The organism is Pseudomonas sp. NPDC087346 (assembly GCF_044744235.1).
In the GTDB taxonomy this organism is placed as follows: domain Bacteria; phylum Pseudomonadota; class Gammaproteobacteria; order Pseudomonadales; family Pseudomonadaceae; genus Aquipseudomonas.
Genome location: NZ_JBIUXX010000053.1, coordinates 19,311 through 39,700 on the forward strand (window position 1 = coordinate 19,311; position 20,390 = coordinate 39,700).

The 20,390-nt window shown below is 58.4% G+C and carries 22 protein-coding genes; 12 read left to right on the forward strand and 10 right to left on the reverse strand.

What is annotated here, in order from left to right; genetic code table 11:
* The 6 genes from ACIOZM_RS24695 to ACIOZM_RS24720 all read right to left on the reverse strand — a co-directional run.
* The coding region (locus ACIOZM_RS24695) for an RNA polymerase factor sigma-54 (protein WP_401218471.1) at positions 1 to 1,422 on the reverse strand (1,422 nt) is incomplete at its 3' end.
* A 186-nt stretch (positions 1,423 to 1,608) separates the two neighbouring features.
* Positions 1,609 to 2,334: an LPS export ABC transporter ATP-binding protein gene (gene lptB / locus ACIOZM_RS24700; protein ID WP_401218474.1), complete on the reverse strand. Its 726-nt coding sequence runs from the start codon at positions 2,332 to 2,334 to the stop codon at positions 1,609 to 1,611.
* Complete coding sequence (gene lptA / locus ACIOZM_RS24705) at positions 2,334 to 2,879, reverse strand: lipopolysaccharide transport periplasmic protein LptA (protein ID WP_401218477.1); 546 nt, start codon at positions 2,877 to 2,879, stop codon at positions 2,334 to 2,336. Before lptA ends, lptB begins: the two co-directional genes overlap by 1 nt.
* Positions 2,866 to 3,438: an LPS export ABC transporter periplasmic protein LptC gene (gene lptC, locus ACIOZM_RS24710; protein ID WP_401218480.1), complete on the reverse strand. Its 573-nt coding sequence runs from the start codon at positions 3,436 to 3,438 to the stop codon at positions 2,866 to 2,868. Before lptC ends, lptA begins: the two co-directional genes overlap by 14 nt.
* 8 nt (positions 3,439 to 3,446) lie before the next feature.
* Positions 3,447 to 3,971, reverse strand: a complete 525-nt coding sequence (locus ACIOZM_RS24715) for a KdsC family phosphatase (RefSeq protein WP_401218482.1) — start codon at positions 3,969 to 3,971, stop codon at positions 3,447 to 3,449.
* Positions 3,971 to 4,945 carry a KpsF/GutQ family sugar-phosphate isomerase gene (locus tag ACIOZM_RS24720; protein ID WP_401218485.1) on the reverse strand — a complete coding sequence of 325 codons (975 nt, stop codon included), beginning with the start codon at positions 4,943 to 4,945 and terminating at the stop codon, positions 3,971 to 3,973. The genes ACIOZM_RS24715 and ACIOZM_RS24720 overlap by 1 nt, the downstream gene beginning before the upstream one ends.
* A gap of 275 nt (positions 4,946 to 5,220) precedes the next feature.
* Between ACIOZM_RS24720 and ACIOZM_RS24725 the strand changes: the two genes are divergently transcribed.
* From ACIOZM_RS24725 to hisC, 10 genes are all read left to right on the forward strand, one after another.
* Entirely contained in the window at positions 5,221 to 6,030 is an 810-nt protein-coding gene (locus ACIOZM_RS24725; protein WP_401218487.1) for an ATP-binding cassette domain-containing protein, read from the forward strand.
* Positions 6,030 to 6,827 carry a lipid asymmetry maintenance ABC transporter permease subunit MlaE gene (mlaE, locus tag ACIOZM_RS24730; RefSeq protein ID WP_401218489.1) on the forward strand — a complete coding sequence of 266 codons (798 nt, stop codon included), beginning with the start codon at positions 6,030 to 6,032 and terminating at the stop codon, positions 6,825 to 6,827. The genes ACIOZM_RS24725 and mlaE overlap by 1 nt, the downstream gene beginning before the upstream one ends.
* Positions 6,827 to 7,294, forward strand: coding sequence for an outer membrane lipid asymmetry maintenance protein MlaD (mlaD, locus tag ACIOZM_RS24735; protein WP_095190863.1), 468 nt, complete (start codon positions 6,827 to 6,829; stop codon positions 7,292 to 7,294). Before mlaE ends, mlaD begins: the two co-directional genes overlap by 1 nt.
* Before the next feature lie 11 nt (positions 7,295 to 7,305).
* Positions 7,306 to 7,959 (forward strand): phospholipid-binding protein MlaC, encoded by a 654-nt coding sequence (locus tag ACIOZM_RS24740; protein WP_401218492.1) that lies wholly within the window; start codon positions 7,306 to 7,308, stop codon positions 7,957 to 7,959.
* Positions 7,956 to 8,261, forward strand: a complete 306-nt coding sequence (locus ACIOZM_RS24745; RefSeq protein WP_401218494.1) for a lipid asymmetry maintenance protein MlaB — start codon at positions 7,956 to 7,958, stop codon at positions 8,259 to 8,261. The genes ACIOZM_RS24740 and ACIOZM_RS24745 overlap by 4 nt, the downstream gene beginning before the upstream one ends.
* Positions 8,262 to 8,375: 114 nt before the next feature.
* Positions 8,376 to 8,615 carry a BolA family protein gene (locus ACIOZM_RS24750; RefSeq protein WP_401218497.1) on the forward strand — a complete coding sequence of 80 codons (240 nt, stop codon included), beginning with the start codon at positions 8,376 to 8,378 and terminating at the stop codon, positions 8,613 to 8,615.
* Positions 8,616 to 8,637: 22 nt separating this feature from the next.
* Complete coding sequence (gene murA, locus ACIOZM_RS24755) at positions 8,638 to 9,903, forward strand: UDP-N-acetylglucosamine 1-carboxyvinyltransferase (protein WP_201227957.1); 1,266 nt, start codon at positions 8,638 to 8,640, stop codon at positions 9,901 to 9,903.
* Between the two features lie 126 nt (positions 9,904 to 10,029).
* A complete protein-coding gene (gene hisG / locus ACIOZM_RS24760) occupies positions 10,030 to 10,665 on the forward strand; it encodes an ATP phosphoribosyltransferase (protein ID WP_401218500.1) in 636 nt (211 codons plus the stop codon).
* Positions 10,666 to 11,040: 375 nt separating this feature from the next.
* Entirely contained in the window at positions 11,041 to 12,366 is a 1,326-nt protein-coding gene (gene hisD / locus ACIOZM_RS24765) for a histidinol dehydrogenase (protein WP_401218503.1), read from the forward strand.
* A 3-nt stretch (positions 12,367 to 12,369) separates the two neighbouring features.
* Positions 12,370 to 13,422 (forward strand): histidinol-phosphate transaminase, encoded by a 1,053-nt coding sequence (gene hisC, locus ACIOZM_RS24770; protein WP_401218505.1) that lies wholly within the window; start codon positions 12,370 to 12,372, stop codon positions 13,420 to 13,422.
* A gap of 75 nt (positions 13,423 to 13,497) precedes the next feature.
* Here hisC and ACIOZM_RS24775 read toward each other — a convergent pair whose 3' ends face one another.
* The 4 genes from ACIOZM_RS24775 to algW form a co-directional block, all read right to left on the reverse strand.
* Positions 13,498 to 13,920 carry a hypothetical protein gene (locus ACIOZM_RS24775; RefSeq protein WP_401218508.1) on the reverse strand — a complete coding sequence of 141 codons (423 nt, stop codon included), beginning with the start codon at positions 13,918 to 13,920 and terminating at the stop codon, positions 13,498 to 13,500.
* Positions 13,921 to 14,347: 427 nt separating this feature from the next.
* Positions 14,348 to 15,067 carry a DUF4198 domain-containing protein gene (locus ACIOZM_RS24780; RefSeq protein ID WP_401218511.1) on the reverse strand — a complete coding sequence of 240 codons (720 nt, stop codon included), beginning with the start codon at positions 15,065 to 15,067 and terminating at the stop codon, positions 14,348 to 14,350.
* 13 nt (positions 15,068 to 15,080) lie between these two features.
* Positions 15,081 to 17,186, reverse strand: a complete 2,106-nt coding sequence (locus ACIOZM_RS24785) for a TonB-dependent siderophore receptor (RefSeq protein ID WP_401218514.1) — start codon at positions 17,184 to 17,186, stop codon at positions 15,081 to 15,083.
* 87 nt (positions 17,187 to 17,273) lie between these two features.
* Complete coding sequence (gene algW / locus ACIOZM_RS24790) at positions 17,274 to 18,428, reverse strand: Do family serine endopeptidase AlgW (protein WP_401218517.1); 1,155 nt, start codon at positions 18,426 to 18,428, stop codon at positions 17,274 to 17,276.
* A gap of 103 nt (positions 18,429 to 18,531) precedes the next feature.
* Here algW and ACIOZM_RS24795 point away from each other — a divergent pair, with 103 nt between their 5' ends.
* Positions 18,532 to 19,290: a Nif3-like dinuclear metal center hexameric protein gene (locus ACIOZM_RS24795; protein ID WP_401218520.1), complete on the forward strand. Its 759-nt coding sequence runs from the start codon at positions 18,532 to 18,534 to the stop codon at positions 19,288 to 19,290.
* Positions 19,291 to 19,539: 249 nt separating this feature from the next.
* A partial coding sequence (cysD, locus tag ACIOZM_RS24800; RefSeq protein WP_401218523.1) for a sulfate adenylyltransferase subunit CysD occupies positions 19,540 to 20,390 on the forward strand: 851 nt, incomplete at its 3' end.

The following is a 20,390-nucleotide window of genomic DNA, read 5'->3' on the forward strand; positions in this document are numbered from 1 at the left end:
GCGAGCCACCTGAATGCCTTGTGCCTCCAGTAAACCAGCGATCTTGCTGTCACTCAACGGCTTTTTCTGATTTTCCGCGGCAACCAGTTTTTTGATGATCGCGCGGATCGCCGTGGACGAGCATTCACCGCCTTCGGAGGTACTGACGTGGCTGGAGAAAAAGTATTTCAGCTCATAAATACCGCGCGGGGTATGCATGAATTTCTGCGTGGTAACCCGGGAAATCGTCGATTCGTGCATGCCGACCGCTTCGGCGATGTCATGCAGGACCAACGGCTTCATGGCCTCGTCACCATATTCCAGGAAGCCGCGCTGATGCTCGACGATCTGAGTGGCTACTTTCATCAGGGTTTCATTGCGGCTTTGCAGGCTCTTGATGAACCAGCGGGCCTCTTGAAGCTGATTGCGCATGAAGGTGTTGTCGGCGCTGGTGTCGGCGCGACGGACGAAACCGGCGTACTGCGCGTTGACCCGCAGGCGTGGGACCGATTCCTGATTCAGCTCGACCAGCCAGCGCTCGTTGTCCTTGCGCACGATCACGTCGGGCACGACGTACTCGGCTTCGGCGGACTCGATCTGTGAGCCCGGGCGCGGATTGAGGCTCTGCACCAGCTCGATGACCTGACGCAGTTCATCTTCCTTGAGCTTCATGCGGCGCATCAACTGGCTGTAGTCGCGGCTGCCGAGCAGGTCGATGTAGTCGGTCACCAAACGCTTGGCTTCGCTCAGCCACGGGGTCTTGGCTGGCAGCTGACGCAATTGCAGCAACAGGCATTCGCTCAGATTGCGCGCACCGATGCCGGCGGGTTCGAACTGCTGGATGCGGTGCAGGACGGCTTCGATCTCGTCCAGCTCGATGTCGAGCTCGGGATCGAACGCTTCAAGAATTTCTTCGAGAGTTTCGTCGAGGTAGCCCTGATTGTTGATGCAGTCGACCAGGGTCACGGCGATCAGGCGATCGGTGTCGGACATCGGCGCGAGGTTCAGTTGCCACAGCAGATGGCTTTGCAGGCTTTCGCCGGCAGAGGTGCGGGTGGTGAAATCCCACTCGTCATCATCGTTGCTTGGCAGGCTGCTGGCGCTGGTCTGGTAGACGTCTTCCCAGGCAGTGTCGACTGGAAGCTCGTTGGGAATGCGTTCGTTCCATTCGCCGTCCTCGAGGTTATCCACCGTCGGGGCGGTTTCCTGGTAGGAGGGTTCCTGGATTTCGGTGGGTTTCTGTTCTGGGTTGTCGGCCAGGGGATCAGTGTTGTCGAAGTCTTCGCCTTCTTCCTGGCGTTCGAGCATCGGATTGGATTCCAGAGCCTCCTGGATTTCCTGTTGCAGATCCAGGGTCGACAATTGGAGCAGGCGGATGGCCTGTTGCAGCTGCGGTGTCATCGTCAGCGGCTGGCCCATTCTCAAGACTAGCGATGGTTTCATGGCAGGGGCTTAACACCTTATTCGCCGGCGCTCATGCGCCATCCACTACAGGGCGCCGGAGCGCCAAACTTAAGCAAATTATATGCCTGAAACTGCGGTGTTTGCCTAGGGTGCTGTAACAATTAAAGCGAATTAAACCTGCTTCATCGTTACAGCACCCGGGCGGCTGACCGAGTACCGTCGTGCTTACAAGCGGAACTCGTGGCCCAGATACACTTCCTTGACCAGATCGTTGGCCAGGATGGTCGCGGAATCACCTTCGGCGATCAGTTGACCGTCGTTGACGATGTAGGCTGTTTCGCAGATATCCAGGGTCTCACGAACGTTGTGGTCGGTGATCAGTACACCGATGCCCTTGGCCTTGAGGTGGTGGATGATCTGCTTGATATCGCCGACCGAAATCGGGTCGACACCGGCGAACGGTTCGTCGAGCAGGATGAATTTCGGTGCTGTGGCCAGGGCGCGGGCGATTTCCACCCGACGGCGTTCACCACCGGAGAGGCTCATGCCGAGGTTGTCGCGGATGTGGCTGATGTGGAATTCCTGAAGCAGGCTTTCCAGCTCCTTGCGACGACCTGCCTTGTCGAGTTCCTTGCGGGTCTCGAGGATGGCCATGATGTTATCGGCCACTGACAGTTTGCGGAAGATCGACGCTTCTTGCGGCAGATAGCCGATGCCCGCAGTTGCGCGGCCATGCATTGGCTGATGGCTGACGTCCAGATCATCGATCAGTACGCGGCCCTGATCCGCCTGCACCAGACCGACGATCATGTAGAAGCAGGTGGTCTTGCCGGCGCCGTTCGGGCCAAGCAGGCCGACGATCTGCCCGCTGTCGATCGACAGGCTGACATCACGCACAACCTGGCGGCCTTTGTAGGCCTTTGCCAGATGCTGAGCTTTCAGAGTTGCCATTACTGGGTCTTCTCGTCGGTTTTCTTCTTCGGCTGGATCACCATGTCGATGCGCGGACGCGACTCGGTGACCTTGCTGCCGGTAGCGCGACCGGCGCTGGCCAGTTTTTTCACCGTGTCATAGACGATTTTCTCGCCTTGAGTGGTGTTGTTGTCCTTATCGACAACCTTGGCCTTGTCGATCAGCACGACACGGTTTTGCGCGGCGTGGTACTGGATGGTCACGCCCCAGCCCTGCACAGGTTTGGTATCACCCTGGGTTTGCAGTTGCTCGAAGTAGGCGAGATTGCCCACCGAAGTCACCACGTCGATATCGCCAGCCGGCGTGCGAGTGATGGTTACGGTGTTGCCTTTAACGATCATCGAGCCCTGGGTGATGATCACATCACCTTTATAGGTAGCGATGCCGTTCTTGTCGTCCAGTTGGGCGTCGTCGGCTTGAATGCGGATAGGTTGCTGCTGATCGTTCGGCAGAGCCCAGGCGCTCACGCTTCCCAGTGCTGCGCCCAGACTGAGCAAAATAGGGAGGGTTTTAACGAGCCTCATACTGTCCTCTTACGTTCGATAGCAGGTGTATCCTGCTTTCCTTCAAATATGCCTTCATTCCCACGCCAGTCGATACACCGCCAGCGCCGTCGATTCTAACGGGTTGCTGGGTCTGCGCATATTGCTGCTGCGGGAACACTGTCATACGAGTGCTGGTGATCAGGGTGTCGCGGTTCTTTTCGTCGGTGCGTTTGATGCGTACCGAATCGATCAGTTCGACCTCGGTGCCGCCCGAATTCACTTCACCGCGCTCGCTGGTCACGTGCCATGGAAACTCGGTGCCACGGAACATGTTCAGGTCGGGTTTGGTGACGAGCGTGATGTCGGTCGCTTTCACGTGCTCGGCCTTGTCGGACGTCATTTCATACTGCAGTTTGCCGTCCGGCAGGTATTGAAAGGTATGCGTGTTGGTCGCGTACCAGTCGATCGGGCTCTCTTCAGACTTGGCCGGTGGCTTGTCGAGGAAGCGTTCCGGGCTGATGTTCCAGTAGCCGACCGCTGCGAATAGCGCAGCGATGCAGCCGAACAGCAGGAAGTTGCGAAACTTTTTGCTAAACATGGTTTGGCTCACAGGTACGCGGCGTTGGCCGCATCGAGGCGGCCCTGGGCGCGCAGGATCAATTCACAGAATTCGCGGGCGGCACCTTCGCCACCACGGGCCCGGGTCACGCCATGGGCGTGTTCGCGCACGAAATCGGCGGCATTGGCTACGGCCATCCCCAGACCTACGCGGCGGATCACCGGCAGATCGGGCAGGTCGTCACCGAGGTAGGCGACCTGTTCATAGCTTAGGCCCAGTTGCTCAAGAAGACCGTCGAGGACGACCAATTTGTCTTCGCGCCCCTGAAACAGGTGCGGGATACCGAGGTTTTTCGCTCGGCGCTCGACCACCGGAGTCTTGCGGCCGCTGATGATAGCGGTCGTCACGCCGGCGTTCATCAGCATCTTGATGCCTTGACCGTCGAGGGTGTTGAACGTCTTGAATTCGCTGCCGTCTTCAAGGAAATACAGGCGCCCGTCGGTGAGGACGCCATCGACGTCAAAAACCGCCAGTTTGATCGCTTTGCCGCGTTGCAGCAGATCGGTGCTCATTACATGACTCCTGCGCGCAACAGATCGGAGAGGTTGAAGGCGCCGACAGGGCGATCTTCTTCATCGACTACGACCAGCGCGTTGATTCGGTGGTCTTCCATGATTTTCAACGCCTCGGCGGCGAGCATCTCGGGCCGGGCGGTCTTGCCGTGTTCGGTCATGACCTGATCGATCGTCGCGGTACGGATATCAATGCTGCGATCCAGGGTGCGGCGCAAATCACCGTCGGTGAAGATCCCGGCCAGTTTGCCGTCGGCTTCAAGAATGGCGGTCATGCCCAGCCCTTTGCGGGTCATTTCCATCAGCGCGTCCTTGAGCAGGGTGCCGCGCTGTACTTGCGGCAGTTCCTGGCCGGCGTGCATGACGTTTTCGACTTTCAGCAACAGGCGACGACCCAATGCGCCACCCGGATGGGAAAAGGCAAAATCTTCGGCGGTAAAGCCGCGGGCTTCGAGCAACGCCACTGCCAGTGCGTCGCCCATGACCAGTGCCGCAGTGGTCGAAGAGGTCGGTGCCAGATTCAGCGGGCAGGCTTCGTGCTCGACGTGAACGTTGAGATTGACCTCGGCAGCTTTGGCCAGTGCCGACTGCGGGTTACCGGTCAGGCTGATCAACTGGATGCCCAGGCGCTTGATCAACGGCAGCAGGGTGACGATTTCGTTGGTCGAGCCGGAGTTCGACAGGGCCAGAATCACGTCGTCGCGGGTGATCATGCCCATGTCGCCATGGCTGGCTTCGGCGGGGTGCACGAAAAATGCCGGGGTGCCGGTGCTGGCGAGGGTCGCGGCAATCTTGTTGCCGATGTGCCCGGATTTGCCCATGCCGACCACTACCACACGGCCCTTGCTGGCCAGAATCATCTCGCAAGCGCGTACGAAATCGGCGTCGATTTGGGGCAACAAGCGTTGTACGGCTTCCACTTCGAGGCGGATGGTGCGTTGTGCCGATTGAATCAGGTCGCTGGTTTGGCTCATGTCAGAAATCGTATAGCCCGATGAAAAGGCGGCGATTATAGCGGTTATGTTGCAAAGCCTCACGCTAGTTCGTCGTGCTTTGTCATTACTCGTTACCAAAACCTCGAAAAACACCCTCAAGACCTGTCATATAGCTGAACTAGGGCCGGCACAAGCCTTGGGCGGTTGGCGTTTGCAGTGATATAGTTCGCCGCCAGTTCGGCCTGCCCGGGATGTACGTGCTTTTTCAAGAAAGCCAGGCGTCCGAGTGAGAGGCTGCATCGCAAGGAGTTTAGATGAGTGCCGATAACGCCTACGCGGTCGAGCTGAAGGGAGTCTCCTTCAAGCGCGGTGCGCGCAGCATTTTCAATAACGTCGATATCCGCATCCCGCGCGGCAAGGTCACCGGCATCATGGGGCCTTCCGGGTGTGGCAAGACCACACTGCTGCGTCTGATGGGCGCACAGTTGCGTCCGTCCAGCGGGGAAGTCTGGGTCAACGGCCAGAACCTGCCGCAACTGTCGCGCAGTGATCTGTTCGATGCACGCAAGCACATGGGTGTGCTGTTCCAGAGCGGCGCGCTGTTTACCGATCTCGATGTCTTCGAGAACGTCGCATTTCCTCTGCGCGTTCATACCGAATTGCCGGAAGAAATGATCCGCGACATCGTCCTGCTCAAATTGCAGGCGGTCGGTTTGCGCGGTGCCATCGAGCTGATGCCCGATGAGTTGTCCGGTGGCATGAAACGGCGTGTCGCGCTGGCCCGGGCGATTGCGCTCGATCCGCAGATTCTCATGTACGACGAGCCATTCGTCGGTCAGGACCCGATCGCCATGGGCGTGCTGGTCCGGCTGATTCGTCTGCTCAACGACGCACTGGGGATTACCAGCATCGTGGTTTCCCATGATCTGGCCGAAACCGCGAGCATTGCCGACTACATCTATGTAGTGGGTGACGGACAGGTACTGGGGCAGGGCACGCCGGACGAGTTGATGAACTCGGACGAGCCGCGTATCCGCCAGTTCATGACCGGCAACCCGGATGGCCCGGTGGCGTACCACTTTCCAGCGACGGATTACCGCGCAGATCTTCTGGGGAAGCGTTGATGCGCAAACTTTCATTGATAGAGCGCGTGCGCCGCTTCGGCGAAGGCGCGATCGACACCATTGCGGTGTTTGGTCGGGCGACCGTGTTCCTGTTTCATGCCTTGATCGGCCGCGGCGGTATCAGCGGCGGATTCGGCCTGCTGGTCAAACAGCTGCACTCGATCGGCGTCATGTCGCTGGTAATCATCGTTGTTTCCGGGATCTTTATCGGCATGGTGCTGGCGCTGCAAGGCTTCAGTATTCTGTCGAGCTACGGTTCGGAGCAGGCGGTGGGGCAGATGGTCGCCCTGACGTTGCTGCGTGAACTGGGGCCGGTGGTGACTGCGCTGCTGTTCGCCGGGCGTGCCGGTTCGGCACTGACCGCCGAAATCGGCAACATGAAATCCACCGAACAGCTTTCCAGCCTGGAAATGATCGGGGTCGACCCGCTCAAGTACATTATTGCCCCGCGTCTGTGGGCCGGTTTCATTTCCCTGCCGGTGCTGGCGATGATCTTCAGCGTCGTGGGTATCTGGGGCGGTTCGTGGGTAGCTGTCGACTGGCTGGGCGTGTATGAAGGTTCCTACTGGGCGAACATGCAGAACAGCGTGAACTTCACTGGCGATGTGCTTAATGGCGTCATCAAGAGTGTGGTTTTTGCCTTTGTCGTGACCTGGATCGCCGTATTCCAAGGCTATGACTGTGAGCCCACTTCCGAGGGGATCAGTCGTGCCACTACCAAGACCGTAGTATTTGCCTCGCTGGCAGTGCTCGGCCTGGACTTTATTCTGACCGCTTTGATGTTTGGAGATTTCTGATGCAAAACCGCACCCTGGAAATCGGTGTCGGCCTGTTCCTGCTGGCAGGGATACTGGCTTTGCTTCTGCTTGCGTTGCGGGTCAGTGGCCTGTCTCCGACGTCGACCACCGATACTTATAAATTGTATGCGTACTTCGATAATATCGCCGGTTTGACGGTCAGAGCCAAAGTGACCATGGCCGGTGTAACCATCGGCAAGGTCACGGCAATCGATCTGGATCGCGACAGCTTCACCGGTCGAGTGACCCTGCAAGTGGATAAAAAGGTCGATAACCTGCCGACCGACTCCACTGCGTCTATCCTCACCGCTGGATTGCTCGGCGAGAAGTACATCGGTATCAGCGTGGGCGGGGAAGATGCCCGCCTCAAGGATGGTGGAACCATTCATGACACGCAGTCGTCACTGGTACTGGAAGACCTGATCGGTAAATTCCTGCTCAATACCGTTAGCAAAGACGCCAAATGAGGAGCTTTTGAATGATCTCTACCTTGCGACGTGGCCTGTTGGTGTTGCTCGCGGCATTGCCGCTGATGGCCAGCGCTGCGCCCGGACAGTCGGCACACGATCTGATTACTGATACAACCAATCGGATGCTGGCGGATCTTGCCGCCAATAAAGAGAAGTACAAGCAGGACCCTAGCGACTTCTATACCGCGCTGAACAACATCGTTGGCCCGGTGGTGGATGCCGAAGGCATTTCCAAGAGCATCATGACGGTCAAGTATTCGCGCAAGGCAACACCGGCGCAGATGCAGACCTTCCAGGAAAACTTCAAGAAAGGCCTGTTCCAGTTCTACGGCAACGCCTTGCTTGAGTACAACAATCAGGGCATCACCGTTGATCCTGCCAAGGACGAGTCGGGCGATCGCACCAGCGTCGGCATGACCGTCAAGGGCAGCAACGGCGCGGTTTATCCGGTGCAGTACACTCTTGAGAAGATCAACGGCGAGTGGAAACTGCGCAACGTGATCATCAACGGCATCAACATCGGCAAGCTGTTCCGTGATCAGTTCGCCGACGCGATGCAGCGCAATGGCAACGACCTGGACAAGACCATCAATGGTTGGGCCGGTGAAGTCGCCAAGGCCAAGGAAACAACCGAGAAAGCTGCCGAGAAGCCAGCGCAATGAATGAGGCGGCAGTTCGTATGAGTGATGTCGACGAGCTTTTGCTCAGCGGAGTGCTGGATTACCGCACCGGGCCTGATCTGCGCAAGGAAGGTCAGGCGCTGATCAAGTCCAGCAAGGCCGCCTCGCTGGTGATCGACTGCTCGGCAGTGAAGAAGTCCAGCAGTGTCGGCTTGTCGCTGCTGCTGTGCTTCATGCGTGATGCGCAAGCGGCCGGCAAGGCTGTGAGCATCCGCGCAATGCCCGAAGACATGCGCGAAATCGCTCAGGTCAGTGAACTGACCGAGTTGTTGGCGCAACCCTAATACGCATCACCAGAGAAGCCCCCCGTCAGAGTCCTGCCATGCGGGGTTCGCAGGCGCGGGGCTTTTTTGTATGATGTCCGACCCGCGCGCAATGGGCGCCGATTGAGGTTGAGCATGCAGGCCGTAGAAGTGAAGAGCTTCCTTGAAGAAAAACTTCCAGGAACCCAGGTGGAAGTTGAAGGCGAAGGCTGCAATTTCCAGCTGAACTTGATTAGCGATGAACTGGCGGCGTTGAGCCCAGTGAAGCGTCAGCAGCAGGTCTATGCCCATTTGAACCCATGGATCACCGATGGCAGCATCCATGCGGTCACTATGAAATTTTTCAGCAGCGCGGCCTGGGCCGAGCGCACCTGAGCCCTAGGGCGTCGAGATTCTTATGGATAAATTGATTATTACCGGTGGCGCTCGTCTTGATGGCGAGATCCGCATTTCCGGGGCAAAGAACTCTGCCCTGCCAATCCTGGCCGCCACCCTGCTGTGCGATGGCCCGGTTACCGTTGGCAACCTGCCGCACCTGCACGACATCACCACCATGATCGAGCTGTTCGGTCGCATGGGCATCGAGCCGGTGATCGACGAGAAGCTCAGCGTCGAAATCGACCCGCGCACCATCAAGACCCTGATCGCTCCGTACGAACTGGTGAAAACCATGCGTGCGTCGATCCTGGTTCTGGGCCCGATGGTTGCCCGTTTCGGTGAAGCCGAAGTCGCACTGCCTGGCGGTTGCGCCATCGGTTCGCGTCCGGTTGACCTGCACATCCGTGGCCTCGAAGCCATGGGCGCGGTGATCGACGTCGAAGGCGGCTACATCAAGGCCAAGGCGCCAGAAGGCGGCCTGCGTGGTGCGAGCTTCTTCTTCGATACCGTCAGCGTGACCGGTACCGAAAACATCATGATGGCTGCTGCACTGGCCAAAGGTCGCAGCGTGCTGCAGAACGCCGCTCGTGAACCAGAAGTGGTTGACCTGGCGAACTTCCTCAACGCCATGGGCGCCAAGGTTTCCGGCGCTGGCACCGACACCATCACCATTGATGGCGTCGAGCGTCTGGGTTCGTGTTTCTACAAAGTCATGCCTGACCGTATCGAAACCGGCACCTACCTGGTTGCTGCTGCCGTTACCGGTGGCCGCGTCAAGGTCAAGGACACTGATCCGACCATTCTTGAAGCCGTTCTGGAAAAGCTTCGTGAAGCTGGCGCAGAAATCACCAGCGGTGAAGACTGGATCGAGCTGAACATGCACGGCAAGCGTCCGAAAGCGGTCAACGTGCGTACCGCGCCGTACCCTGCTTTCCCGACTGACATGCAGGCACAGTTCATCTCGCTCAACGCCATCGCCGAAGGCACTGGTGCCGTGATCGAGACGATCTTCGAAAACCGCTTCATGCACGTTTACGAACTGCACCGCATGGGCGCCAAGATCCAGGTCGAAGGCAACACTGCCATCGTTACCGGTACCGAAGTCCTGAAGGGCGCGCCAGTAATGGCGACCGACCTGCGGGCCTCGGCCAGTCTGGTGATTTCGGCACTGGTTGCCGAAGGCGACACCCTGATCGATCGCATCTACCACATCGACCGTGGTTACGAGTGCATCGAAGAAAAACTGCAGATGCTGGGCGCCAAGATCCGTCGCGTTCCGGGCTGATAGCTGCATCGGGACACAGGGAAGTGTCCATTGGATTAGATTGAGTCGAGCCGGTTTCCGGCTCGATGTGTGTCCGGCGCCGATTGCGACCGGACATGAGTACCTTGATAAGGACTGACGTTTCCCATGTTGACCATCGCACTGTCCAAGGGCCGCATCCTTGACGACACCCTGCCGCTTCTGGCTGAAGCGGGCATCGTGCCGACCGAGAATCCGGACAAGAGCCGCAAGCTGATCATTCCCACGACCCAGCCAGACGTACGTCTGTTGATCGTGCGCGCCACCGATGTGCCGACCTATGTCGAGCATGGCGCGGCCGACCTCGGCGTTGCCGGTAAAGACGTGCTGATGGAATACACCGGCCAGGGCCTGTACGAGCCGCTGGACCTGCAGATTGCCCAGTGCAAGCTGATGACCGCCGGCAAGATCGGCGCGGTCGAGCCCAAGGGCCGTCTGCGTGTGGCGACCAAGTTCGTCAACGTCGCCAAGCGTTACTACGCCGAGCAGGGCCGTCAGGTCGACATCATCAAGCTCTACGGCTCGATGGAACTGGCGCCGCTGATTGGCCTGGCCGACAAGATCATCGACGTGGTCGACACCGGTAACACCCTGCGCGCCAACGGCCTGGAACCTCAGGAACTGATCGCCACGATCAGCTCGCGTCTGGTGGTCAACAAGGCTTCGATGAAAATGCAACACGCCCGTATCCAGGCGTTGATCGACACCCTGCGCAAGGCAGTGGAGTCGCGACACCGCGGCTGATTTACCTGCGCGACCTTGAGTCGCGCCCGTCTATCCGCCTCATAGCCAGAATCTCAGGTGCCCAAGCGGAAACGACTGGCCGGGGAAGGTGCGCTGACGTTTAATAACGACCGCGCCATGCTCCAAAAGGCGACCTAAAGCAGCAGAAGAATTTTCTCAGAAGTAAAAATCGCGTAGAGGCCTGCCTTTTGAAGCAAGGCCCTGCGGGTTGGCACTGTGGTCGCGCCATGCTGCGTTGCGGGACTCGGTAAGGAAACAACCCTTACCTTTGTCCCGCGCCTTGCCTGGCGCGACCACAGTACCAACGCGATCGTTATTAAACGTCAGCGCACCTTCGGGCGCCTGAGTTTTTGCCATTCCTATGAGGCTCTCGCTATGACCGCACCGACTGCAATTCGCCGACTCAACGCTGCTGACCCGGATTTCGCGCATCATCTGGATCATCTGCTGAGCTGGGAAAGTGTGTCTGACGACTCGGTCAATCAGCGGGTGCTGGATATCATCAAGGCCGTACGTGAGCGCGGTGACGCGGCGCTGGTCGAGTTCACCCAGAAATTCGACGGCCTCGAAGTCGCCTCCATGGCGGACTTGATCCTGCCGCGCGAGCGTCTGGAACTGGCCCTGACCCGCATCACCGTGCCGCAACGTGAAGCGCTGGAAAAAGCCGCCTCTCGTGTGCGCAGCTACCACGAAAAACAGAAGCAGGATTCCTGGAGCTACACCGAAGCCGACGGCACCGTGCTTGGCCAGAAGGTCACGCCACTGGATCGTGCCGGTCTCTATGTGCCAGGTGGCAAGGCGTCGTATCCGTCGTCGGTGCTGATGAACGCGATTCCGGCCAAGGTTGCCGGTGTGACCGAAGTGGTCATGGTCGTGCCGACCCCGCGCGGCGAGATCAACGAACTGGTGCTGGCCGCCGCGTGCATCGCCGGCGTTGATCGGGTGTTCACCATCGGTGGCGCGCAAGCCGTGGCCGCGTTGGCTTATGGCACCGAAAGCGTGCCGAAAGTGGACAAGGTGGTTGGCCCGGGCAACATCTATGTCGCCACCGCCAAACGCCACGTATTCGGTCAGGTCGGTATCGACATGATCGCCGGCCCTTCGGAAATTCTCGTGGTGTGCGACGGTCAGACCGATCCGGACTGGATCGCCATGGATCTGTTCTCCCAGGCCGAACACGACGAAGACGCCCAGGCGATTCTGGTCAGCCCCGACGCCGAGTTCCTCGACAAGGTTGCCGCGAGCATCGACAAGCTGCTGCCGACCATGGACCGCGCGACCATCATCGAAACCTCGATCAATGGCCGTGGTGCGCTGATTCAAGTACGTGACATGGCGCAAGCCATCGAAGTCGCCAACCGCATCGCTCCGGAACACTTGGAGCTGTCGGTCGCCGACCCACAAGCCTGGCTGCCGCAGATCCGCCACGCCGGTGCGATCTTCATGGGCCGCCACACCTCAGAGGCGCTGGGCGACTACTGCGCCGGGCCGAACCACGTCTTGCCAACTTCCGGCACCGCACGTTTCTCCTCGCCGCTGGGTGTGTACGATTTCCAGAAACGCTCGTCGATCATCTTCTGCTCCGAGGAAGGTGCTTCCGAGTTGGGCAAGACCGCTTCGGTTCTCGCCCGTGGCGAATCGCTGAGCGCGCACGCCCGTAGCGCCGAATACCGCATCAAAGACGAACAGAAGGGGAACTGAAAGATGAGTAAATTCTGGAGCCCGTTCGTCAAGGATCTGGTGCCTTACGTACCCGGTGAACAACCTAAGCTGACCAAACTGGTCAAGCTCAACACCAATGAAAACCCGTACGGCCCATCGCCAAAAGCCTTGGCGGCGATGCAGACCGAACTCAACGACAACCTGCGTCTGTATCCGGACCCGAACAGCGATCTGCTGAAGAATGCCGTCGCCAATTACTACGGCGTGCAGAGCAACCAGGTGTTCCTCGGTAACGGTTCCGATGAAGTACTGGCGCACATTTTCCACGGGTTGCTGCAACACGATCAGCCGCTGCTGTTCCCGGACATCAGCTACAGCTTCTACCCGGTCTATTGCGGGCTCTACGGCATCCAGTTCGACGCGGTGCCGCTGGACGCGCAGTTCCAGATCAACCCGGCCGACTATGCCAAGCCGAACGGCGGAATCATTTTCCCTAACCCGAACGCGCCCACCGGTTGCCTGCTGGCGCTGGACGCCGTTGAGCAAATCCTCAAGGCGAGCCCGGATTCGGTGGTTGTGGTGGATGAGGCCTACATCGACTTCGGCGGCGAGACGGCGATCAGTCTGGTGGATCGTTATCCGAACCTGCTGGTGACTCAGACCCTGTCCAAGTCGCGCTCGCTGGCTGGCCTGCGGGTCGGTCTGGCGGTCGGGCATCCGGATTTGATCGAGGCACTGGAGCGGATCAAGAACAGCTTCAACTCTTATCCGCTGGATCGTCTGGCGAATGTCGGCGCCGCGGCGGCATTCGAAGATCGCGAGTATTTCGACAAGACTTGCCGTCTGGTGATCGAGAGCCGTGAGTGGGTGATCGCGCAGTTGCAGGCCAAGGGATTTGAGGTGTTGCCGTCGGCAGCGAACTTCATTTTCGCTCGTCATCCGCAACATGATGCGGCGGGGCTGGCGGCCAAACTGCGGGAGCAAGGGGTGATCGTGCGTCACTTCAAACAGGAGCGGATTGCCCAGTTCCTGCGGATCTCGATCGGCACGCCGGAGCAGAATCAGGCGTTGATCGACGGCCTTGGCGACCTTTAGTATTTTCGAATTAAAAGTGGAAAAATATGTAGTCGTATTTCTGCGGCTACATATTTTTGCCAAAGGATGAAGTGTTTAAGTGTTTTCTAATTGAAATGTCCCCTTGATTTTTCGAGAGGTGGTTTCGTTCGTGTCGAACTCAAACTTACCTTCCGCTTTTTTCTTGCCGTCACTGAATCGCACAGTTATGGTGCCACTTGTAGCGATTACTCTATTTCCGGATTGCGGTTGATAGTCCCATTGTAGGTCGGTAGTTGAAAAATCTTCAGGGTATTTCTTAGTGACGTAACCATCGGTGTCGCCGATTCCCTGCGGGAATCCGATATCAATAAATCTGTCTCCCAGAAACCCGATAATAAATCCGCCAGGTTTTTCTCCGCCGAAAAGGTGAAGCAGAGCATGTGTTGTTTTAAATTCAGGTTCGTTTGGAATGGTGGCTTGCAAAGTGCCAGTTGATCGTTCATTAGACGTGTCTGCGTCTGGTTTATAAACTTTCATAGTTGAAGTCTCCGTTAGAGTTGGTTTGCGAGGGTGCTAACTTATCAACTCCAGAGCAGGCTATAGCAAGACAAAAGACAGTTCTACTGTCAGAAGTGTCAGTTGATTAGTGTGTTTTTTTGTGAATCTTATTTTTATATCACAAAGTTTTTTAATCCTTTCCCGTCGCGGTCAACTTTGCAACGATGTTGCTTGAAAAGGGATTGTCCGGTACTCAAAAAACAGGAGCGAATTGCCCAGTTCTGCGGATCTCGATCGGTACGCCGGAGCAGAATCAGGCGTTGATCGACGGCCTTGGCGACCTCTAAACCACCGCTGCACCCTGTAGGAGTGAGCCTGCTCGCGATGCGTTTCAGCATTCAACATGTGAGTTGAATGACACACCGCAATCGCGAGCAGGCTCACTCCTACAGGCGATTCGTGGTGGTTATTCGTGATGCGGTTCACCAAGGAATGTCAGCGAACTGAACAATCCACGGCTGCTGACATCAGCACTGTCCTTCACCGGCACTTCCACCTGCGCCGCAATCACATTCAGCCCTTCATTACGCACCAGCACCTGCGCGCGACCATCCTTGTCGGTCTCGGTGCTCAAGGTGTTCGGCGCACTGCGGTAGTCGCCAATCAACTTGATCCCCGCCGCCGGTTTGCCATCGAGCAACACCCGCACCGGCAATGATTTGCCCGGGCCGACGGTCAGCGGATCAACCTCCGGCAAGATCAGCAATTTCATTTGGTCCAGCTTGGGCAACTTCGCTCCTGGCTGGTAAATCGCCAGGCTGTACTTGAAGGTTTCTGTCGATTCAATGGAGCCAGGTACTTTGCTGCGACCCTGGTTGATCCACTTCTTGTCAGCCGTTTGCGACCACATGCCATTGTTCAGCGCCACGGCCATTACGGCTGGTGGTTTCAATGGTTGCAGACGTGCGTGATCGGCTAGACGTTCAACCGTGACCGGGATCATCTTGCCGCCCGCGTCATACGCCCAGGCGCCGCTGATTTTCTGCGCCTTGAACGCGTTGTCTTCGGCGCTGTGGCCGTAGATCACCTCGATATTGCCGCGACGTTGCTCGGTCCACAGACCATGGGCCGAGGCTTGCGTGGCGAACAGCGCGGCGACGAGCAGGAGGATTTTGCGGTGGTGCATTGGGGGCGTCCTTTTACAGGTTGAGAGTAAGGCTGACGGTGAAGTTGCGCGGCTCGCCGGGATTGACCCAGTAGTTGCTGTACGAGCGCTCGTAGTATTTTTCGTCGAACAGATTGTTCAGATTGAGGCCGACGGTGACGGTGTCGCTGGCCTTGTAATGGGCCAGCAAATCGACGGTCTGGTAGGCCGGCAATTCGAAGTCGCTGCCGGATTCGCCCGAGCGATCACCGACATAGGTGAACGCTGCGCCAACGTCCGAGCCGCGCAGATGGCCGTCCTGAAATTCATAAACGCCCAACAGACTGCCGCTGCGTTTGGCCACACCGAGGATGCGGCTGCCGGTGGGAATCACCGCATCACCCTCGGTCACTTCGGCGTCGATGTAGGCGAACGCGCCGATCACTCGCACGGCGTCGGTGACTTGCCCGCTGACCTGCCAATCAAAACCGCGACTGCGTGCCTTGCCCATCGCTCGGCTGGTATCGGTAGCCGGGTCGAGGGCGAGAACGTTTTCCTTGTCGATATGGAAGAAGGCGAGGGTGCTGCTCAGGCGATCATCGAACAGCTCGTTCTTGATCCCGATTTCATAACCCACACCTTGTTCCGGATCGAAGGATTTGCCGGAGGCATCGAGGCCATTGTTCGGTTTGAACGAGGTCGAGGCGTTGGCGAACACGCCGGTTTGCGGCGTCAGTTGATAGAGCAGGCCGGCGCGCTGGGTGAGGGCGTCGTGGCGCTGGTCGCTTTTGGCGTTACGGCTGTGATCGTCGATGTGTTGATCGAAATGCTCGAAGCGCGCACCGATCATCCCGCGCAGTTTTTCGCTGAAGACAATCTGATCCTGCAGGTTCAGCGCATGGCTTTCGACGTGTTCGAAGAAGTCGCTGCCGGAGCGTTTGCCGTCGGGTTTCGGCTGGCCGTAAACCGGCTGGTAGATGTCGATGGCATACGGGCCGCCGGCGATGGTGGTGACCCGCTCGTTCTTGCGGAAGTTTTCGTACTCGGTACCAATCAGCAGTTCGTGCTGCCAAGGGCCAAGGTCGAACAGACCGCGCAGTTCCAGTTGGGTGATGCTGTCATGCCAATTGGTGTCGCGCTCGCGGTAGCGCCGGTTGACGGTATGGCCGTCGGCATTCAACGGGCGATTTTCCGAGGCGAATCCCCAAAGCTTCCCGTCCTTGTAATGGCTGGCCAGGCGCAGTTTCCAGCCGTCATTGAGTTGATGTTCGAGGGCGGCCTGGAGCATGTTGTTGTGGTTGTCGATGTTGCCGTCGTTGGGTTCGCCGAGAAACGTCGAGCGTGAAACACCACTCCATTTATTGTTCGGCGCGACGATGCCTCGGTCGAAAGTCGAGCTGTGGCGGACGAACTCGCTTTCCACCAATAGCGACGTGTCAGGGTTCAATTGCCAACTGATCGAGGGCGCGACGAACACACGCTTGCTGTCGACGTGATCGCGAAAACTATTGTTGTCTTCAACGGCGAGATTGATCCGTGACAGCACATCGCCGTGCTCATCCAGCGGCGTGTTGACGTCCACAGCGGTGCGATAACGATCCCAGCTACCAGCGCTGGTTTGCAGGGTGGTGAAGGCTTCGGGCTGCGGCTTTTTGCTGACGATATTCACCGTGCCACCGGGATCACCACGACCGTAGAGACTGGCGGCGGGGCCCTTGAGCACTTCGATGCGCTCGATGTTGGCGACATCCGGCGTGCTTGGATAACCACGGTTGGCGCTGAAACCGTCCTTGTAGAACTCTGAAGTGGTGAAACCGCGCACGCTGTATTCGTAGAGGGTCAGGCCGCCGAAGTTGTTCTGCTTCGACACGCCACCGGCAAAGTCCAGAGCGCGCTCGACGCTGCTGCTGCCCAGATCCTTGAGCACACTGGCGGGCACCACGCTGATCGCCTGCGGAATATCGCGGATCGCGGTGTCGGTTTTGGTCGCGCTGGAGGAGCGAATAGCGCGGTAGCCCTTGACCGGGCCGGTGGCGGATTCGTATTCGGAGGTGACGCTGATCGCGTCGAGTTCGAGTGGCTGAGGCTCTTCGGCAAATACCGGATCGCCAAGCAGGCCAAGGGTCAGCCCCAGCAGCGAGGCCTTTTTTCGAGACGACATGTTATGTTGTTCCAATTGTCTAATTGAAACAATATAACATGCCTTTTGAGAATGTCTTTTATTCGCGCGCTTGGCGCGAAAAAAGTTTTACTCTTCTTCTTTCACCGGTGCAGGCGGTGGGCGCAGACCGATTTCTGCGCTCAGCTTGAGCTCCTTGCCGTTGCGCATCACCTGGATTGTCACCTTGTCGGTGGGCTTGATCCGCGCCACCTGGTTCATCGAACGACGACCATCACCGGCGGGTTCGCCGTCGATGCTGAGGATCACGTCGCCCAATTGCAGGCCGGCCTTCTGCGCCGGGCCGTCACGGAAAATCCCCGCCACGACAATCCCCGGACGCCCGGACAAACCAAACGATTCGGCCAGTTCCTGGGTCAACGGTTGTACTTCAATGCCGAGCCAGCCACGGATCACCTGACCGTGCTCGATGATCGACTTCATCACTTCCATCGCCAGTTTCACCGGGATCGCAAAACCGATGCCTTGCGAGCCACCGGACTTGGAGAAGATCGCGGTGTTGATACCGGTGAGGTTGCCGTTGGCATCGACCAGCGCGCCGCCGGAGTTGCCCGGGTTGATTGCCGCGTCGGTCTGGATGAAGTCTTCGTAGTTGTTCAGGCCCAACTGGTTACGCCCGGTGGCACTGATGATGCCCATGGTCACGGTCTGGCCGACGCCAAACGGGTTACCGATGGCCAGCGCGACGTCGCCGATGCGGATGTTGTCAGAGCGACCGACGGTGATCGCCGGCAGGTTTTTCAGGTCGATCTTGAGGACTGCGAGGTCGGTTTCCGGGTCGCTGCCGATCACGCGGGCCAGGGTTTCGCGACCATCCTTGAGCGCCACGACGATCTGATCCGCGCCGGTGGTCACATGGTTGTTGGTCAGGATGTAGCCTTCCGGGCTCATGATCACGCCGGAACCGAGGCTCGATTCCATGCGTTTCTGCTTCGGCGAGTTATCACCGAAGAAGCGCCGGAACTGTGGGTCTTCGAACAGCGGATGCGCCGGTTTGGCGATGACTTTGGTGGTGTAGAGGTTGACCACCGACGGCGCGGCGATGACGACCGCGTCCGCATAGGACACCGGCCCCTGCTGCACGCTGGTGGTTTGCGGGGCCTGTTGCAGGTTGACGTCGAGGCTCGGAAGCCCGACCCACTGCGGGTAACGCTGGATTATCAACAGAGCGATAAGCACACCGGCCAACAGCGGCCAGCCGAAAAAACGCAGCGCCTTGAACATTAAGCACGTCCTGGAAAGGTTGCAGGCGGGGTCAGACCGCCCATAATGACGCGCATTATACGAGGCCGCGCGCGCCTCTGAACGGGATATTTAGGAGTCTTTCATGGCCGTCGCTCTGAGCACCCTGGTCGAGGAAGCCGACCGTTACCTCGGCAGCTCGAAAATCGCCGATTATTGCCCCAACGGTTTGCAGGTCGAAGGCCGGCCGCAGGTGATGCGCATCGTCAGCGGCGTCACCGCCAGTCAGGCGTTGCTCGATGCCGCCGTCGAAGCCGGGGCCGATCTGGTGCTGGTGCATCACGGATACTTCTGGAAAGGCGAGAACCCGTGCATCACCGGCATGAAGCAGCGTCGCCTGAAGACACTGCTCAAGCACGACGTCAGTCTGCTCGCCTACCACTTGCCGCTGGATCTGCACCCGGATGTCGGCAATAACGTGCAGCTTGCCCGTCAACTGGACATCACCGTCGAGGGCCCACTGGATCCTGCCAATCTGAAAGTCGTCGGACTGGTCGGTTCGCTCAACGAGCCGGCAACTCCCCGGGATTTCGCCCGTCGCGTGCAGGAAGTCATGGGCCGCGAGCCGCTGCTTATAGAAGGCAGCGCAATGATTCGGCGGGTCGGCTGGTGCACGGGTGGCGGTCAGGGCTATATCGATCAGGCCGTGGCGGCTGGCGTCGATCTGTACCTGAGTGGGGAGGCGTCCGAGCAGACCTTTCACAGCGCCCGGGAAAACGACATCAGCTTTATCGCCGCCGGCCACCACGCCACCGAGCGTTACGGTGTGCAGGCGTTGGGTGACTATCTGGCGAAGCGCTTTGCGCTGGAACACATCTTCATCGACTGCCCGAACCCTATCTGACTACACCATTCCCCTTGTAGGAGTGAGCCTGCTCGCGATAGCTATTTCAGCTTCAGTACAGAAGTGACTGACGGTTCGCTATCGCGAGCAGGCTCACTCCTACAAAGGCCTCATCGGCCGAACTGACGGGCATATTCATATGCCCTTTCGTTCTAGTTGGCGCCCTGATTAGAAGCAGGTCGCTGTGCTAGGATTCCCCGCTCGAACACGGCCCGCTGGCCGTTCATAAGAAAGCTTTCGTGAGTAGCCATGGTCGACAAACTGACGCATCTGAAACAGCTGGAGGCGGAAAGCATCCACATCATCCGCGAGGTGGCCGCCGAGTTCGATAACCCGGTGATGCTGTACTCCATCGGTAAAGACTCCGCCGTGATGCTGCACCTGGCACGCAAGGCGTTCTTCCCGGGCAAACTGCCGTTTCCGGTGATGCACGTCGACACCCGGTGGAAATTCCAGGAGATGTACAAGTTCCGCGACAAGATGGTCGAAGAGCTTGGTCTGGATTTGATCACCCATATCAATCCCGATGGCGTTGCACAGAACATCAACCCGTTCACCCACGGCAGCGCCAAGCACACCGACATCATGAAAACCGAGGGCCTCAAACAGGCACTCGACAAGCATGGTTTCGACGCAGCATTCGGCGGTGCCCGTCGCGATGAAGAGAAATCCCGCGCCAAAGAGCGCGTGTACTCGTTCCGCGACAGCAAGCACCGCTGGGACCCGAAAAATCAGCGTCCAGAACTGTGGAACGTCTACAACGGCAAGGTCAACAAGGGCGAATCCATTCGTGTGTTCCCGTTGTCGAACTGGACTGAACTGGACATCTGGCAGTACATCTACCTCGAAGGCATCCCGATTGTGCCGCTGTACTTCGCCGCTGAACGCGAAGTGATCGAGAAGAATGGCACGCTGATCATGATCGACGACGAGCGCATCCTCGAACACCTGTCCGATGAAGACAAAGCGCGCATCGTCAAAAAGAAAGTGCGTTTCCGTACCCTTGGCTGCTACCCGTTGACGGGCGCGGTGGAGTCCGAGGCTGAAAGCCTGACGGACATCATCCAGGAAATGCTCCTGACGCGAACTTCCGAGCGCCA

Coding starts and splice junctions, on each gene's coding strand:
- hisD (WP_401218503.1), top strand. CDS start 11,041: ATGACCGCACCGACTGCAATTCGCCGACTCAACGCTGCTGACCCGGAT.
- algW (WP_401218517.1), bottom strand. CDS start 18,428: ATGTTCAAGGCGCTGCGTTTTTTCGGCTGGCCGCTGTTGGCCGGTGTG.
- mlaD (WP_095190863.1), top strand. CDS start 6,827: ATGCAAAACCGCACCCTGGAAATCGGTGTCGGCCTGTTCCTGCTGGCA.
- murA (WP_201227957.1), top strand. CDS start 8,638: ATGGATAAATTGATTATTACCGGTGGCGCTCGTCTTGATGGCGAGATC.
- ACIOZM_RS24720 (WP_401218485.1), bottom strand. CDS start 4,945: ATGAGCCAAACCAGCGACCTGATTCAATCGGCACAACGCACCATCCGC.
- ACIOZM_RS24715 (WP_401218482.1), bottom strand. CDS start 3,971: ATGAGCACCGATCTGCTGCAACGCGGCAAAGCGATCAAACTGGCGGTT.
- hisC (WP_401218505.1), top strand. CDS start 12,370: ATGAGTAAATTCTGGAGCCCGTTCGTCAAGGATCTGGTGCCTTACGTA.
- ACIOZM_RS24725 (WP_401218487.1), top strand. CDS start 5,221: ATGAGTGCCGATAACGCCTACGCGGTCGAGCTGAAGGGAGTCTCCTTC.
- ACIOZM_RS24780 (WP_401218511.1), bottom strand. CDS start 15,067: ATGCACCACCGCAAAATCCTCCTGCTCGTCGCCGCGCTGTTCGCCACG.
- lptC (WP_401218480.1), bottom strand. CDS start 3,438: ATGTTTAGCAAAAAGTTTCGCAACTTCCTGCTGTTCGGCTGCATCGCT.
- ACIOZM_RS24750 (WP_401218497.1), top strand. CDS start 8,376: ATGCAGGCCGTAGAAGTGAAGAGCTTCCTTGAAGAAAAACTTCCAGGA.
- ACIOZM_RS24740 (WP_401218492.1), top strand. CDS start 7,306: ATGATCTCTACCTTGCGACGTGGCCTGTTGGTGTTGCTCGCGGCATTG.
- mlaE (WP_401218489.1), top strand. CDS start 6,030: ATGCGCAAACTTTCATTGATAGAGCGCGTGCGCCGCTTCGGCGAAGGC.
- lptA (WP_401218477.1), bottom strand. CDS start 2,879: ATGAGGCTCGTTAAAACCCTCCCTATTTTGCTCAGTCTGGGCGCAGCA.
- ACIOZM_RS24785 (WP_401218514.1), bottom strand. CDS start 17,186: ATGTCGTCTCGAAAAAAGGCCTCGCTGCTGGGGCTGACCCTTGGCCTG.
- hisG (WP_401218500.1), top strand. CDS start 10,030: ATGTTGACCATCGCACTGTCCAAGGGCCGCATCCTTGACGACACCCTG.
- lptB (WP_401218474.1), bottom strand. CDS start 2,334: ATGGCAACTCTGAAAGCTCAGCATCTGGCAAAGGCCTACAAAGGCCGC.
- ACIOZM_RS24795 (WP_401218520.1), top strand. CDS start 18,532: ATGGCCGTCGCTCTGAGCACCCTGGTCGAGGAAGCCGACCGTTACCTC.
- ACIOZM_RS24775 (WP_401218508.1), bottom strand. CDS start 13,920: ATGAAAGTTTATAAACCAGACGCAGACACGTCTAATGAACGATCAACT.
- ACIOZM_RS24745 (WP_401218494.1), top strand. CDS start 7,956: ATGAATGAGGCGGCAGTTCGTATGAGTGATGTCGACGAGCTTTTGCTC.